Origin of the sequence: Azohydromonas sediminis (assembly GCF_003574675.1) — a bacterium.
GTDB classification, from domain to species: Bacteria; Pseudomonadota; Gammaproteobacteria; order Burkholderiales; family Burkholderiaceae_C; genus Calidifontimicrobium; species Calidifontimicrobium sediminis.
In genome coordinates this window covers 256,663-270,939 of the sequence record NZ_QOAZ01000001.1, presented here as the reverse complement: position 1 = coordinate 270,939, position 14,277 = coordinate 256,663, and the positions used below count along the sequence as shown (strand labels likewise).

The 14,277-nt window shown below is 71.5% G+C and carries 13 protein-coding genes; 12 read left to right on the top strand and 1 reads right to left on the bottom strand.

The window, feature by feature from the left end; genetic code table 11:
* Positions 1-3 precede the first annotated feature (3 nt).
* Positions 4-2,034 carry an acetyl-CoA carboxylase biotin carboxylase subunit gene (accC, locus tag DRV96_RS01255; RefSeq protein WP_119286928.1) on the top strand — a complete coding sequence of 677 codons (2,031 nt, stop codon included), beginning with the start codon at positions 4-6 and terminating at the stop codon, positions 2,032-2,034.
* Positions 2,031-2,507: a VOC family protein gene (locus tag DRV96_RS01250; protein ID WP_119286795.1), complete on the top strand. Its 477-nt coding sequence runs from the start codon at positions 2,031-2,033 to the stop codon at positions 2,505-2,507. The genes accC and DRV96_RS01250 overlap by 4 nt, the downstream gene beginning before the upstream one ends.
* Here the strand turns inward: DRV96_RS01250 and DRV96_RS01245 are convergent, their stop codons facing one another.
* On the bottom strand, positions 2,508-3,212 hold the full coding sequence (locus tag DRV96_RS01245) for an SDR family NAD(P)-dependent oxidoreductase (protein ID WP_119286793.1): 705 nt from the start codon (positions 3,210-3,212) through the stop codon (positions 2,508-2,510). It lies immediately after the preceding gene.
* Between the two features lie 100 nt (positions 3,213-3,312).
* Between DRV96_RS01245 and leuC the strand changes: the two genes are divergently transcribed.
* The 10 genes from leuC to trpA all read left to right on the top strand — a co-directional run bounded on the left by leuC (position 3,313) and on the right by trpA (position 14,276).
* Entirely contained in the window at positions 3,313-4,734 is a 1,422-nt protein-coding gene (gene leuC / locus DRV96_RS01240) for a 3-isopropylmalate dehydratase large subunit (RefSeq protein WP_119286926.1), read from the top strand.
* A 14-nt stretch (positions 4,735-4,748) separates the two neighbouring features.
* Positions 4,749-4,883, top strand: a complete 135-nt coding sequence (locus DRV96_RS01235) for an entericidin A/B family lipoprotein (protein ID WP_119286792.1) — start codon at positions 4,749-4,751, stop codon at positions 4,881-4,883.
* An 8-nt stretch (positions 4,884-4,891) separates the two neighbouring features.
* Entirely contained in the window at positions 4,892-5,542 is a 651-nt protein-coding gene (gene leuD / locus DRV96_RS01230; protein WP_119286791.1) for a 3-isopropylmalate dehydratase small subunit, read from the top strand.
* An 11-nt stretch (positions 5,543-5,553) separates the two neighbouring features.
* A complete protein-coding gene (gene leuB, locus DRV96_RS01225; protein ID WP_119286789.1) occupies positions 5,554-6,645 on the top strand; it encodes a 3-isopropylmalate dehydrogenase in 1,092 nt (363 codons plus the stop codon).
* Positions 6,646-6,740: 95 nt separating this feature from the next.
* Positions 6,741-7,883: an aspartate-semialdehyde dehydrogenase gene (gene asd, locus DRV96_RS01220; protein WP_119286786.1), complete on the top strand. Its 1,143-nt coding sequence runs from the start codon at positions 6,741-6,743 to the stop codon at positions 7,881-7,883.
* A gap of 271 nt (positions 7,884-8,154) precedes the next feature.
* Positions 8,155-10,632, top strand: coding sequence for a motility hub landmark protein FimV (locus DRV96_RS01215; RefSeq protein WP_235823234.1), 2,478 nt, complete (start codon positions 8,155-8,157; stop codon positions 10,630-10,632).
* 150 nt (positions 10,633-10,782) lie between these two features.
* On the top strand, positions 10,783-11,571 hold the full coding sequence (gene truA, locus DRV96_RS01210) for a tRNA pseudouridine(38-40) synthase TruA (protein ID WP_119286783.1): 789 nt from the start codon (positions 10,783-10,785) through the stop codon (positions 11,569-11,571).
* Positions 11,528-12,244, top strand: coding sequence for a phosphoribosylanthranilate isomerase (locus DRV96_RS01205; RefSeq protein ID WP_119286781.1), 717 nt, complete (start codon positions 11,528-11,530; stop codon positions 12,242-12,244). Before truA ends, DRV96_RS01205 begins: the two co-directional genes overlap by 44 nt.
* Positions 12,238-13,476 carry a tryptophan synthase subunit beta gene (gene trpB, locus DRV96_RS01200; protein WP_119286778.1) on the top strand — a complete coding sequence of 413 codons (1,239 nt, stop codon included), beginning with the start codon at positions 12,238-12,240 and terminating at the stop codon, positions 13,474-13,476. The genes DRV96_RS01205 and trpB overlap by 7 nt, the downstream gene beginning before the upstream one ends.
* Positions 13,473-14,276, top strand: coding sequence for a tryptophan synthase subunit alpha (trpA, locus tag DRV96_RS01195; protein WP_119286776.1), 804 nt, complete (start codon positions 13,473-13,475; stop codon positions 14,274-14,276). Before trpB ends, trpA begins: the two co-directional genes overlap by 4 nt.
* The last annotated feature ends 1 nt before the right edge of the window (position 14,277 follow it).

Here is a 14,277-nt window from a genome sequence, read left to right as displayed (position 1 = left end):
GTGATGTTCAAGAAGATCCTGATCGCCAACCGCGGGGAAATCGCCTGCCGCGTGATCAAGACGGCGAAGAAGATGGGCATCGCGACGGTGGCCGTCTACTCCGAGGCCGACCGCGACGCGCGCCACGTCGAACTCGCCGACGAGTCGGTGTTCATCGGCGCGGCGCCGAGCCGCGAGTCGTACCTCGCGATGGACAAGATCATCGCGGCGTGCAAGGCCACCGGCGCGCAGGCGGTGCACCCGGGCTACGGGTTCCTCTCCGAGAACGAGGAGTTCGCGCGCCGCGTCGAGGAGGAGGGCATCGTCTTCATCGGCCCGAAGCACTACTCGATCGCCGCGATGGGCGACAAGATCGCGTCGAAGAAGCTGGCGCGGGAGGCCGGCGTCAGCACGATCCCGGGCTGGAACGACGCGATCGACACGCCCGAGCAGGCGGTGCGGATCGCGCGCGACATCGGCTACCCGGTGATGATCAAGGCCAGCGCCGGCGGCGGCGGCAAGGGCCTGCGCGTGGCGTTCAACGACCAGGAGGCCTTCGACGGCTTCGCGTCGTGCCGCAACGAGGCCAAGGCCAGCTTCGGCGACGACCGCGTGTTCATCGAGAAGTTCGTCGAGGGCCCGCGCCACATCGAGATCCAGGTGCTCGGCGACGCGCACGGCAACGTCGTCTACCTGTGGGAGCGCGAGTGCAGCATCCAGCGCCGCCACCAGAAGGTGATCGAGGAGGCACCGAGCCCCTTCATCAGCGACGCGACGCGCAAGGCGATGGGCGAGCAGGCCGTCGCGCTCGCGAAGGCGGTGAAGTACCAGAGCGCGGGCACGGTCGAGTTCGTCGTCGGCCGCGACCAGAGCTTCTACTTCCTCGAGATGAACACGCGGCTGCAGGTCGAGCACCCGGTCACCGAGTGCATCACCGGGCTCGACCTCGTCGAGCAGATGATCCGCGTGGCCGCCGGCGAGAAGCTCGGCTTCGGGCAGGACGACGTGCGCCGCCGCGGCTGGGCGATCGAGTGCCGCATCAACGCCGAGGACCCGTTCCGCGGCTTCCTGCCCTCGACCGGGCGGCTGGTGCGCTACCAGCCTCCGCCGACGACGATGGAGGCCGCGCTGCCGGTGCCCGAAGGCGGCGGCGTGCGCGTCGACACCGGCGTCTACGAGGGCGGCGAGATCCCGATGCACTACGACTCGATGATCGCCAAGCTGATCGTGCACGGCCTCGACCGCGACGACGCGATCGCAAAGATGCGCGACGCGCTCAACGCGTTCGTGATCCGCGGCATCGCGAGCAACATCCCGTTCCAGGCCGCGCTGCTCGCGCACCCGAAGTTCGTCGCCGGCGACTTCGACACCGGCTTCATCGCGCAGCATTACCCGCAGGGCTTCCGTGCCGAGGACGTGCCGCACGACGACCCCGACTTCCTCGTTGCACTCGCTGCGGCCGTCCACCGCACCTACCGCAAGCGCGCGGCGATGATCAGCGGCCAGCTGCCGGGCCACACGCTGAAGATCGGCCACGCCTACGTCGTCGTCGTCAAGGGCGAGGGCGGCGAGCACGCGTACCACCCCGCCGAGGTCCACGTGGCCGACGGCGCGATTCGCGTGGCGGTGGGCGGCAAGACCTACGTCATCGCCAAGGACTGGACCTTCCGCGACATCCGCGCACGCGGTACCTGCAACGGCCAGCCGTTCACGGCGCAGGTCGAGCGCCACGGGCTGTGGCTCAAGATCTCGCACAACGGCCGCGCGATCGACGCGATGGTGCTGCTGCCGCACGCGGCCGAGCTGCTGCGGCTGATGCCGCACAAGCCGCCGCCCGACATGAGCAAGTTCCTGCTCTCGCCGATGCCGGGGCTGCTCGTCGACATCGCGGTGCAGCCGGGCCAGACGGTGCAGGCCGGCCAGCGGCTGGCGACGATCGAGGCGATGAAGATGGAGAACATCCTGACCGCCGCGCAGGACGGCACCGTCGCCGAGCTGCTCGCCAGCAAGGGCGAGAGCCTGGCCGTCGACCAGCCGATCATGAGGTTCGCATGAGCAGCAGCCACGACGCGCGTCCGTTTCGCATCCTCGGCATCCAGCAGATCGCGATCGGCGGCCCCGACAAGCAGCGCCTGAAGGCGCTGTGGGTCGACGTGCTCGGGCTCGAGGTCAGGAGCACGTTCGTCAGCGAGCGCGAGAACGTCGACGAGGACATCTGCGCGCTCGGCCGCGGGCCGACCGCGGTCGAGGTCGACCTGATGCAGCCGCTCGACCCCGACAAGAAGCCCGCGGTGCACACGACGCCGCTGAACCACGTCGGCCTGTGGGTCGACGACCTGCCGAAGGCCGTCGCGTGGATGACAGCGCGCGGCGTGCGCTTCGCGCCCGGCGGCATCCGCAAGGGCGCCGCCGGCCACGACATCTGCTTCGTGCACCCGAAGGGCAACGACGAGTTCCCGCTCGGCGGCGAGGGCGTGCTGATCGAGCTGGTGCAGGCGCCGCCGGACGTGATCGCCGCGCTGGGCTGATCAGACCAGTCCGGTGACGGGCACCGCCGCGCCGTGCACCGCGCGCGCGGCGTCGCTCGCGAGGAAGCCGATCACGTCGGCCAGCGCGTCGGGCGCGACCCAGCGCGAGAAGTCGGCGTCGGGCATCGCGGCGCGGTTGTCGGGCGTGTCGAGGATCGTCGGCAGCACGCAGTTGACGCGCACGCCGCGCTCGCGCAACTCGGCCGACATCGACTCGGTCAACCGGATCACGCTCGCCTTCGACGCCGCGTACGCGCCCATCAGCGCGCCGCCGCGCAGCGCGCCGTACGCGCCGACGTTGACGATCGCCCCGCGGCCGGCAGCGAGCATCGGCGGCACGGCGGCGCGGCACATGTTCAGCAGCGTGCGCGCGTTGAGGTCGAACAGCAGGGTCCACGTCTCGTCGCTCGTCTCGTGCACCGCTTCGCCCATGCGGAAGCCGCCGGCCACGTTGGCGAGCACGTCGATGCGGCCGAACCGTGCCAGCGCCGCCTGCACCACCGCGGCGGCCTGCGCGGCGTCGCGCAGGTCGGCCGGGGCGAACAGCAAGCGGTCGTGCTCGGCGCCGTGCGCCTGCGCGAGCCGCGGGCGGTCGACGTCGACGAGGACGAGGCGTGCGCCGCGCGCCGCGAAGTGGCGCGCCACCGCGCGCCCGAGGTGGCCGGCCGCGCCGGTCGCCACCACCACCTGGTGTTCGAAGTCCATGCCTGCGTCTCCCGCGGTTGCGATGGCGCGATTGTCGGCGCCGCTGCGCCGCGTCGGCCGTGCTGCGACAATACGCGGTTCGAGGAACCCGGCCATGACGATCGCGCGCACGCTGTACGACAAGCTCTGGGACGAACACGTCGTCCGCACCGAGGACGACGGCACCGCCATCCTCTACATCGACCGCCACCTCGTGCACGAGGTCACGAGCCCGCAGGCGTTCGAGGGGCTGCGCCTCGCGGGGCGCAAGCCGTGGCGCGTGAGCTCGATTGTCGCCACCGCCGACCACAACACGCCGACCACCGGCTGGGAGCGCGGCTACGACGGCATCGCCGACCCGATCAGCCGGCAGCAGATCGTCACGCTCGACGCGAACATCAAGGCCTTCGGCGCCGCGGCGTACTTCCCGTTCCTCGACAAGCGGCAGGGCATCGTGCACGTGATCGGCCCCGAGATCGGCGCGACGCTGCCGGGCATGACGGTCGTGTGCGGCGACAGCCACACCAGCACGCACGGCGCGTTCGGCGCGCTCGCGCACGGCATCGGCACGAGCGAGGTCGAGCACGTGCTGGCCACGCAGACGCTGCTCGCGAAGAAGGCGAAGAACATGCTCGTGAAGGTCGAGGGCACGCTGCCGCGCGGCTGCACCGCGAAGGACATCGTGCTCGCGATCATCGGCAAGATCGGCACTGCCGGCGGCACCGGCTACACGATCGAGTTCGCCGGCTCGGCGATCCGCGCGCTCAGCATGGAAGGGCGCATGACGGTGTGCAACATGGCGATCGAGGCCGGCGCGCGCGCCGGGCTCGTCGCGGTCGACGACAAGACGATCGACTACGTCAAGGGGCGCCCGTTTGCGCCGACCGGCGTCGAGTGGGAGCAGGCCGTCGCCTACTGGCGCACGCTGCACTCGGACCCGGGCGCGAAGTGGGATGCCGTCGTCGAACTCGACGCGAGCCAGATCCGCCCGCAGGTCACGTGGGGCACGAGCCCCGAGATGGTCGTCTCGATCGAGGACCGCGTGCCCGATCCCGACAAGGAGAAGGACGCCAACAAGCGCAACGCGATCGAAGCCGCGCTGCGCTACATGGGGCTCGAGCCGAACAAGCCGATCGCCGACATCCGCATCGACAAGGTGTTCATCGGCTCGTGCACCAACAGCCGCATCGAGGACCTGCGCGACGCCGCCGCCGTCGTGCGCAAGGTCGGCGGGCGCATCGCGCCGAACGTCAAGCTCGCGATGGTCGTGCCCGGCTCGGGCCAGGTCAAGGCGCAGGCCGAGCGCGAGGGCCTGCACGAGGTGTTCAAGGCGGCTGGCTTCGAGTGGCGCGAGCCCGGCTGCAGCATGTGCCTGGCGATGAACGCCGACCGCCTCGAGCCCGGCGAGCGCTGCGCGAGCACGAGCAACCGCAACTTCGAGGGCCGTCAGGGCGCGGGCGGCCGCACCCACCTCGTCAGCCCGGCGATGGCCGCCGCGGCGGCGCTGGCCGGGCACTTCGTCGACGTGCGCCGCATCGCCTGAACGAAAGGACGACGATGAGCAAGCTGTGGATCACGCTGGCCGCGCTGGCGGCCGTCATCGGGCTGAGCGCCTGCAACACGATCGAGGGCCTGGGCAAGGACCTCTCGCGCGCCGGCGACAAGATCGAAGAAGCGGCGAAGAAGAAGTAAGGGACGGCGTGGAACCTTTCACCGTGCACCAGGGGCTCGTGGCCCCGATCGACCGCGAGAACGTCGACACCGACGCGATCATCCCGAAGCAGTTCCTCAAGTCGATCAAGCGCTCGGGCTTCGGCCCGAACCTGTTCGACGAGTGGCGCTACCTCGACCGCGGCGAGCCGGGGCAGGACCCGGCCACGCGCAAGCCGAACCCGGACTTCGTGCTCAACCAGCCGCGCTACCAGGGCGCGTCGATCCTGCTCGCGCGCAAGAACTTCGGCTGCGGCTCGAGCCGCGAGCACGCGCCGTGGGCGATCCAGCAATACGGCTTTCGCGCGCTGATCGCGCCGAGCTTCGCCGACATTTTCTTCAACAACTGCTTCAAGAACGGGCTGCTGCCGATCGTGCTGCCCGAGTCGCAGGTCTCGCAGCTGTTCGACGAGGTCGCGGCGTTCCCCGGCTACACGCTGACGATCGACCTGCCGCGGCAGGTCGTCGTCAAGCCCGACGGCACCGCGTGGCCGTTCGACGTGCAGCCGTTTCGCAAGCAGTGCCTGCTCAACGGCTGGGACGACATCGGCCTGACGCTGCGCCACGCCGACGAGATCCGCGCCTTCGAAGCCGAGCGGCTCGCGAAGATGCCGTGGCTCGCCAACCGCCTGGTCGGCTGAAAGGACACCCGATGAAGATCGCGATCCTGCCCGGTGACGGCATCGGTCCCGAAATCGTCGCCGAGGCGGTCCGCGTGCTGCGCGCGCTCGAGCTGCCGCTCGAGATGGAGACCGCGCCGGTGGGCGGCGCCGCCTACGAGGCGCATGGACACCCGCTGCCCGAGTCGACGCTCAAGCTCGCGCAGGCCGCCGATGCCGTGCTGTTCGGCGCCGTCGGTGACTGGAAGTACGACAAGCTCGAGCGCCCCCTGCGCCCCGAGCAGGCGATCCTCGGACTGCGCAAGCACCTGGGTCTGTTCGCCAACCTGCGCCCGGCGATCTGCTACCCGCAGCTGACGCATGCGTCGAGCCTGAAGCCCGAGCTCGTCGCCGGGCTCGACATCCTGATCGTGCGCGAGCTGACCGGCGACATCTACTTCGGCCAGCCGCGCGGGCGCCGCACCGCGCCCGACGGCGCGTTCGCCGGCGCGCCCGAGGCGTTCGACACGATGCGCTACAGCCGCCCCGAGATCGAGCGCATCGCACACGTCGCGTTCCAGGCGGCGAGGAAGCGCGGGAAGAAGGTGACGAGCGTCGACAAGGCCAACGTGCTCGAGACGTTCCAGTTCTGGAAGGACGTCGTCACCGAGGTCCACGCGCAGTACCCCGACGTGCAGCTCGAGCACATGTACGTCGACAACGCGGCGATGCAGCTCGTCAAGGCGCCCAAGGCGTTCGACGTCATCGTCACCGGCAACATGTTCGGCGACATCCTGTCGGACGAGGCGGCGATGCTGACCGGCTCGATCGGCATGCTGCCCTCCGCGTCGTTGGATGCGAACAACAAGGGGCTGTACGAGCCCAGCCACGGCAGCGCGCCCGACATTGCCGGCAAGGGTGTTGCGAACCCGCTGGCTACAATTCTGTCCGCCGCCATGATGCTTCGCTACTCGCTCGCCCAGCCCGAAGCCGCCGACCGCATCGAGCGGGCGGTGCAGGCCGTGCTCGCCGCGGGCTTGCGCACCGGCGACATCTGGAGCGAGGGCACGACGCGGGTCGGCACGCGCGAGATGGGTGACGCCGTGGTCGCGGCGATCACCGGCAAAACCATTACGAAGAGCTAGCCGCTCTCGGATCGTCTCGCCCCCACCTCCTGGACCCCGGCGATGCGAGCCGGAGCACCGAGGGGTCCGGATCACACTGGAAAGGCAAGACTGAGATGGCTACTTCGCAAGCACCGCTGGTCGGCATCGTCGGCTGGCGCGGCATGGTCGGCTCCGTGTTGATGGAGCGCATGCGCGCCGAGCGCGACTTCGACCTCATCGAGCCGCTGTTCTTCTCGACGTCGAACGCCGGCGGCGCCGCGCCGGCGATGGCCAAGAACGAGACGACGCTGCGCGACGCGCACGACATCGACGCGCTCAAGCGCTGCGACATCGTCGTCACCTGCCAGGGCGGCGACTACACGAGCGAAGTGTTCCCGAAACTGCGCGCCGCCGGCTGGAACGGCCACTGGATCGACGCGGCGAGCACGCTGCGGATGAAGGACGACGCCGTCATCGTCCTCGACCCGGTCAACCTGCCGGTGATCCGGAACGCGCTCGCGAAGGGCGGGCGCAACTGGATCGGCGGCAACTGCACCGTCAGCTGCATGCTGATGGGCGTCGGCGCGCTGTACAAGGCCGGGCTCGTCGAATGGATGAGCACGATGACGTACCAGGCCGCCAGCGGCGGCGGCGCGCAGCACATGCGCGAGCTGCTCGCGCAATTCGGCACGCTCCACGCCGAGGTCAAGGCGCTGCTCGACGACCCGGCCAGCGCGATCCTCGAGATCGACCGCCGGGTGCTGGCGCGCCAGAAGGCGATGACGGCCGACGAGACGGCCAACTTCGGCGTGCCGCTGGGCGGCTCGCTGATCCCGTGGATCGACAAGGACCTCGGCAACGGTGTCAGCCGCGAGGAATGGAAGGGCATGGCCGAGACGAACAAGATCCTCGGCCAGGGCGAGGGCTTCGGCACCCCGGCGGTGCCGGTCGACGGCTTCTGCGTGCGCGTCGGTGCGATGCGCTGCCACTCGCAGGCGCTGACCTTCAAGCTGAAGAAGGACGTGCCGGTCGCCGACCTCGAGGCGATGATCGCCGCCGACAACGAGTGGGTGAAGGTGGTGCCCAACACGCGCGAGGCCACGCTGCAGCACCTGACCCCGGTGGCGGTGACCGGCACGATGACGATCCCCGTCGGGCGCATCCGCAAGCTCGCGATGGGGCCAGAATACGTCGGCGCATTTACGATCGGCGACCAGCTGCTGTGGGGGGCGGCCGAGCCGCTGCGGCGCATGCTGCGCATCCTGCTGGAGGCCTGACGGGGCGCACAGGGCGCCGCAAGGGGCGGCGCGACGGGCGTTCGGCCACGAGAAACGTGACAAATACAGGCCGAAACGCGACTTTGGCTGAGGCTCATCGCCGATATGCTTGATTTCGCGGCGGTTTCGGCCGATCGACAATGGCCGCCCGGGGACTAGACTGGGCGCCGGCGGACCCTCGACGGTCCGCACAGACACGTTGGGAGAGGCTTTGAACGTCAGTCCTGTCAAGACAGGGCGTTTCGCCCTGAAGAGCGTGGCGGCGGCAGCCTTGTGCGTCCTGGCCTCCGGGTCGTGGGCGCTCGGGCTGGGGCGGCTGCAGGTGCAATCGGCGCTGGGCGAGACGCTGCGCGCGGAGATCGACGTCACCAGCCTGACGCCCGACGAGGCGGCGTCGCTGCAGGTGCGCGTCGCGCCGCCCGAGTCGTACCGCGCCGCCGGCCTCGACTACAACGCGGTGCTGCCTAGCACGCGCGCGACGCTGGTGCGCCGTCCCGACGGCCGCGCGGTGTTGCGGCTGACGAGCGACCGCCCGGTGCAGGAGCCGTTCGTCGACGTCATCCTCGAGATGACGTGGGCCAGCGGCCGCCTGGTGCGCGAGTACACGCTGCTGCTCGACCCGCCGCGCGTGATGCCGGCACCGCCGGTGCAGGCCACGGCGCCTGCCGCGACGTCGCCCGTCGCGCCGTCGGCGCAGCCCGCAGCGCCGGTGGCCGCTGCACCGGCACCCGCCGCCGCGCCGCCTGCACCCGCCGCGCCGGCGCGCCGTCCCGCAGCGGCGGCGCCCGAGCCTCCCGCTGCGGCGCGTCCCACCGCGCAGGCCGAGCCGGCAGGCCAGGTCACGGTGCGTGCGGGCGACACGCTCAGCGCGATCGCGCAACGTCACGCCACCGGCGGTGTGTCGCTCGAGCAGATGCTGGTGTCGCTGTACCGCGCCAACCCGCAGGCCTTCATCCAGAACAACATGAACCTGCTGCGCGCAGGCGCCGTGCTGTCGGTGCCTGGCGCCGACTTCGCGTCGCAGGTCTCGCGCGACGAGGCACTGCGCACGATCCGGGCGCAAAGCGACGACTTCAACGCCTACCGTCAGCGTCTGGCGGGCATCGCGCCGAAGGTCGGCACCGACGAGCCGGGGCAGCGCGCCGCCGGCCGCGTGCAGGCCCGGGTCGAGGACCGCACCCCCACCGCCGCCGCCGAGGACCGGCTCAAGCTGTCGCAGGGGGCGGTGCAGCCGAGCGCGCCCGAAGCCCGCGTCTCGCGCGAGGCCGAGCAGCGCGACACGTCGACGCGCGTGGCCGAACTGCGCCGCAACGTCGAAGAACTCGAGCGCCTGCAGCAGGCCGCGCGGCCCGCGGCGCAGGCGCCTGCCGCGTCGGCGCCTGCACCGGCTGCCGCATCGGACCCCGCTGCCGCGGCGTCGGCCCCCGCACCCGTCGCCGCCGCGCCGGCGTCGGCGCCTGCCGCGGCGTCGGCGCCGGTGCTCGCCCCGGCGGTGCCGGCCACGCCGCCGGCGCCGCGTCCGGCCCGCCCGGCACCCCCGCCGCCGGCGGCCGAGCCCGACTTCGTCACCACGCTGCTCGACAACCCGCTCGTGCTGCCGGGTGCGGGCGTGCTCGTCGCGCTGCTGGGCGGCCTGGGCATCTACCGCCTGCGCCGCAAGGTGCCGGCCGAGAGCAGCGAGACCTCGTTCCTCGAGAGCCGCAGCGCGCACGATTCGTTCTTCGGCGCGACCGGCGGTGCGCGCGTCGACACGCGCCAGTCGACGACCGGTGACGGCACGTCGACGTCGTCGACGTATGGCCTCAGCCAGCTCGACGCGATCGGCGACGTCGACCCGGTCGCCGAGGCCGACGTGTATCTCGCCTACGGGCGCGACCTGCAGGCCGAGGAGATCCTGAAGGAGGCGATGCGCGCGAACCCCGACCGGCTCGCGATCCGCACCAAGCTGCTCGAGGTCTACGCCAAGCGGCGCGACGCCAAGGGCTTCGAGGCGCTGGCCACGCAGCTGTACGGCCTCACGCACGGCGAGGGCGAGGACTGGCTGAAGGCGCAGGAGCTCGGGCGCCAGATCGACCCCGAGAATCCGCTGTACCAGGCGGGCGGCCAGCCGGCGGCCGGCGTCGCCGGCGCCGAGCGTGCCGTCGCCGCGCTCGGGGCGACGACGATGCCGCAGTCGGTGCTGCCGGTGCCGTCGGGCCCCGACTCGCGCCAGCCGCTCGAGCCGCTGCCGGCGATGGACCTCGACCTCGACCTCGACCTCGGCGAGCCTGCGCCCCACGACATCGTGTCGGCCCCGGTGCCGCTGATGGAAACCACGCAGCCGATGGTGCAGGCCCCCAGCCAGGTCGGTGGCGATTCACAGCTCGACTTCGAACTGCCAGTGGAGCCCGAGACGCCGCGTTCGCAGCCGGCTGCCGCACCGGCGGCGCCGCTGGCGTTCAACCTCGATGGCCTGTCGCTCGACCTCGACGTGCCCGCGGCACCAACGCCGTCGGCGTCTGCCGCGGCGCCTGCGGCCGTCGAGCCGCCGATGCTCGACTTCGGCAGCATCAAGGGCGGTGAGCCGCTCGACCTGCCGCCGGCCGACGAGATGCCCGCGGACCCGATGCAGCGCAAGCTCGAACTGGCCGACGAGTTCCGCCAGATCGGTGACATCGAAGGCGCGCGCGACCTGCTCGAGGAAGTCGTGGCCAAGGGCGGCGAAGCGCTGAAGGCCCGCGCCCAGGCCATGCTCGACACACTGGGGTGAGCCAGGACCAGAAGCCCTGCCTGCGCAGGGCTTCGCGCCTGGCGAACGCCCGGGGCCTGCAAGCGCCCGGGCCGGGGCCAGCCAGGACCGCAAGCCCTGCCCGCGCAGGGCTTTGCGCTTGACGATGGTGGCGCGTCGGGGAGGCCGAGCATGACGCAGCGCCTCGCGCTCGGCATCTCGTACCGCGGCAGCGCCTACCACGGCTGGCAGAGCCAGCCCGACGGCCGCACCGTCCAGGACCACTTGGAACAGGCGCTGTCGGCGTTCGCCGACGCGCCCGTCACCACCGTGTGCGCCGGGCGCACCGATGCCGGTGTGCACGCGCTGAACCAGGTCGTCCACGTCGACGCGCCGGTCGAGCGCGAGCCGTTCTCGTGGGTGCGTGGCACGAACCGCTTCCTGCCGCCCGACATCGCGGTGCAGTGGTGCCAGCCGGTCGGCGCCGACTTCCACGCGCGCAACAGCGCGCGCGGCCGCCGCTACGCCTACCTCGTGCTCGAGTCGCCGGTGCGCCCGGCGCTCGAGGCGGGCCTGGCCGGCTGGGTGTTCCGGCCGCTCGACGGCGACGCGATGCGCGCTGCCGCGGCGCTGCTCGTCGGCACGCACGACTTCAGCGCGTTCCGCGCCGCGGCGTGCCAGGCGGCGAGCCCGGTCAAGGAGTTGCGCGCGATCACGATCACCCGCCGCGGCGCCTACTGGCGCTTCGACTTCGACGCCAGCGCGTTCCTGCACCACATGGTGCGCAACATCATGGGCTGCCTCGTCGCGGTCGGGCAGGGGCGGCACCCGCCGGCGTGGATCGGCGACGTGCTCGCATCGCGCCGGCGCGAGGTCGCCGCGCCCACCTTCGCGCCCGACGGGCTGTACTTCGTCGGCCCGTACTACGATGCGCGGCATGGACTGCCCGCCGCCGTGCCCGCGTTCGACTGGATCCCCTGAAGCGGCGGCAGCGCCGCGCCGCACCCGCATCAAGATCTGCGGCCTGACGCGCGAGGCCGACGTCGATGCCGCCGTCGACGCTGGGGCCGACGCGGTCGGGTTCGTGCTCTACCCGAAGAGTCCGCGCGCCATCGACGCCGCGCGCGCCGGGGCCTTGGCGCGCCGGCTGCCCCCGTTCGTGACGCCGGTGCTGCTGTTCGTCAACGCGAGTGCGGGCGAGATCGCCGCCGCGCTGGCCGCCGTGCCGCACGCGCTGCTGCAGTTCCACGGCGACGAGACGCGCACCGACTGCGAGGCGCCTGCGCGGCCGTACCTGCGCGCGGCACGCATGGCGCCGGGGTTCGATTTGCTAGACTTCGCGGCTCGTTTCCCGAGCGCCAGCGGCCTGCTGCTCGACGCCCACGTCGACGGCTACGGCGGCGGCGGAAAGGTGTTCGATTGGTCCTCGATTCCCCCCGGCGTGCCCTGTCCGGTCGTTTTGTCTGGTGGGTTGAATCCTGCCAACGTGACCGATGGCGTGCTGCGCGTGCGGCCTTGGGCCGTTGACGTGAGCTCCGGCGTCGAGAGCGGCAAGGGCATCAAGGATGCCGCGCTGATGCGCCGGTTCTGCCAGGCGGTGCGCGAGGCCGACGAGCGCCTCGCCGCCGCGACCCGAGAACACCCGAGATGTTGAGTTACGACCAGCCCGACGCGCGCGGGCACTTCGGACCCTACGGCGGCACCTTCGTCGCCGAAACGCTGATCCACGCGCTCGACGAGCTGAAGGCCGCCTACGCGAAGTACCGCGCCGACCCCGAGTTCGTCGCCGAGTTCAGGAGCGAGCTGAAGCACTTCGTCGGCCGGCCGAGCCCGGTCTATCACGCCGCGCGCCTGAGCCGCGAGCTCGGCGGTGCGCAGATCTACCTCAAGCGCGAGGACCTCAACCACACCGGCGCGCACAAGGTCAACAACACGATCGGCCAGGCGCTGCTCGCCCGCCGCATGGGCAAGCCGCGCGTGATCGCCGAGACCGGCGCCGGCCAGCACGGCGTGGCCACGGCGACCGTCTGCGCGCGCTACGGCATGGAGTGCGTCGTCTACATGGGCGCCGAGGACGTCAAGCGCCAGAGCCCCAACGTCTACCGCATGCACCTGCTCGGCGCGAAGGTCGTGCCGGTCGAGTCGGGGAGCAAGACGCTGAAGGACGCGCTCAACGAGGCGCTGCGCGACTGGGTCACGAACGTCGAGAACACGTTCTACATCATCGGCACCGTCGCCGGCCCGCACCCGTACCCGATGATGGTGCGCGACTTCCAGCGCGTCATCGGCGACGAGTGCCTCGCGCAGATGCCCGAGCTGATCGGCCGCCAGCCCGACGCCGTGATCGCCTGCGTCGGCGGCGGCAGCAACGCGATGGGCATCTTCTACCCGTACATCCCACACGAAGGCGTGCGGCTGATCGGCGTCGAGGCCGCCGGGCAGGGCCTGGCCACCGGCAAGCACGCGGCGAGCCTGTCGGCCGGCACGCCGGGCGTACTGCACGGCAACCGCACCTACCTGCTGCAGGACGCCAACGGCCAGATCACCGAGACGCACAGCATCAGCGCCGGCCTCGACTACCCCGGCGTCGGCCCCGAGCACGCGTACCTGAAAGACATCGGCCGCGCCGAGTACGTCGGCGTCACCGACGCCGAGGCGCTCGCGGCGTTCCACCGCCTGTGCCGCACCGAGGGCATCATCCCGGCGCTCGAGTCGAGCCACGCCGTCGCCTACGCGATGCAGCTCGCGCCGCAGATGCGCACCGACCAGGCGCTGCTCGTGAACCTGTCGGGGCGCGGCGACAAGGACATCGGCACCGTCGCCGACCTGTCGGGCGCCGAGTTCTACTGCCGGCCGTCGTGCCGCGGCCAGCAGGTCAAGCAATGAGCCAGCGCATCGCGTCCACCTTCGAGCGCCTGAAGGGGCAGGGCCGCAAGGCGCTGATCCCGTTCGTCACCGCCGGCGACCCGTACCCCGACGCGACCGTCGAGGTGCTGCACGCGCTCGCCGACGCCGGTGCCGACGTGATCGAACTCGGCGTGCCGTTCTCCGACCCGATGGCCGACGGCCCGGTGATCCAGAAGGCGGCCGAGCGCGCGCTCGCGCACGGCATCGGCATGAGCCAGGTGCTCGGCTACGTGCGCGCGTTCCGCGAGCGCGACCAGGTCACGCCCCTCGTGCTGATGGGCTACGCCAACCCGATCGAGCGCTACGGCATCGACCGCTTCGTCGCCGACGCGAAGGCTGCCGGCGTCGACGGCGTGCTCGTCGTCGACTACCCGCCCGAGGAGGCGCAGGCCTTCGCCGCGACGCTCAAGGCGCACGGGCTCGACCCGATCTTCCTGCTCGCGCCGACGTCGACCGACGAGCGCATCGCCGAGGTCGGCCGCATCGCCAGGGGCTACGTGTACTACGTGTCGCTCAAGGGCGTGACCGGCGCCGGCCACCTCGACACCGAATCGGTGGCGGCGATGCTGCCGCGCATCCGCGCGCACGTGAGCGTGCCGGTGGGGGTGGGCTTCGGCATCCGCGATGCACAATCGGCGCGCGCCGTCGGCGCCGTCGCCGACGCGGTCGTCATCGGCTCGCGTCTGGTGCAGATCCTCGAAGCCGCGCCGCGCGAGCGGGTCGCCGACGCTGCGCGCGGCTTCGTCGCCGAGATCCGCGCGGCGCTCGACTCACTGTGAA

Coding starts and splice junctions, on each gene's coding strand:
- accC (WP_119286928.1), top strand. CDS start 4: ATGTTCAAGAAGATCCTGATCGCCAACCGCGGGGAAATCGCCTGCCGC.
- DRV96_RS01250 (WP_119286795.1), top strand. CDS start 2,031: ATGAGCAGCAGCCACGACGCGCGTCCGTTTCGCATCCTCGGCATCCAG.
- DRV96_RS01245 (WP_119286793.1), bottom strand. CDS start 3,212: ATGGACTTCGAACACCAGGTGGTGGTGGCGACCGGCGCGGCCGGCCAC.
- DRV96_RS01235 (WP_119286792.1), top strand. CDS start 4,749: ATGAGCAAGCTGTGGATCACGCTGGCCGCGCTGGCGGCCGTCATCGGG.
- leuB (WP_119286789.1), top strand. CDS start 5,554: ATGAAGATCGCGATCCTGCCCGGTGACGGCATCGGTCCCGAAATCGTC.
- asd (WP_119286786.1), top strand. CDS start 6,741: ATGGCTACTTCGCAAGCACCGCTGGTCGGCATCGTCGGCTGGCGCGGC.
- truA (WP_119286783.1), top strand. CDS start 10,783: ATGACGCAGCGCCTCGCGCTCGGCATCTCGTACCGCGGCAGCGCCTAC.
- DRV96_RS01205 (WP_119286781.1), top strand. CDS start 11,528: ATGGACTGCCCGCCGCCGTGCCCGCGTTCGACTGGATCCCCTGAAGCG.
- trpB (WP_119286778.1), top strand. CDS start 12,238: ATGTTGAGTTACGACCAGCCCGACGCGCGCGGGCACTTCGGACCCTAC.
- trpA (WP_119286776.1), top strand. CDS start 13,473: ATGAGCCAGCGCATCGCGTCCACCTTCGAGCGCCTGAAGGGGCAGGGC.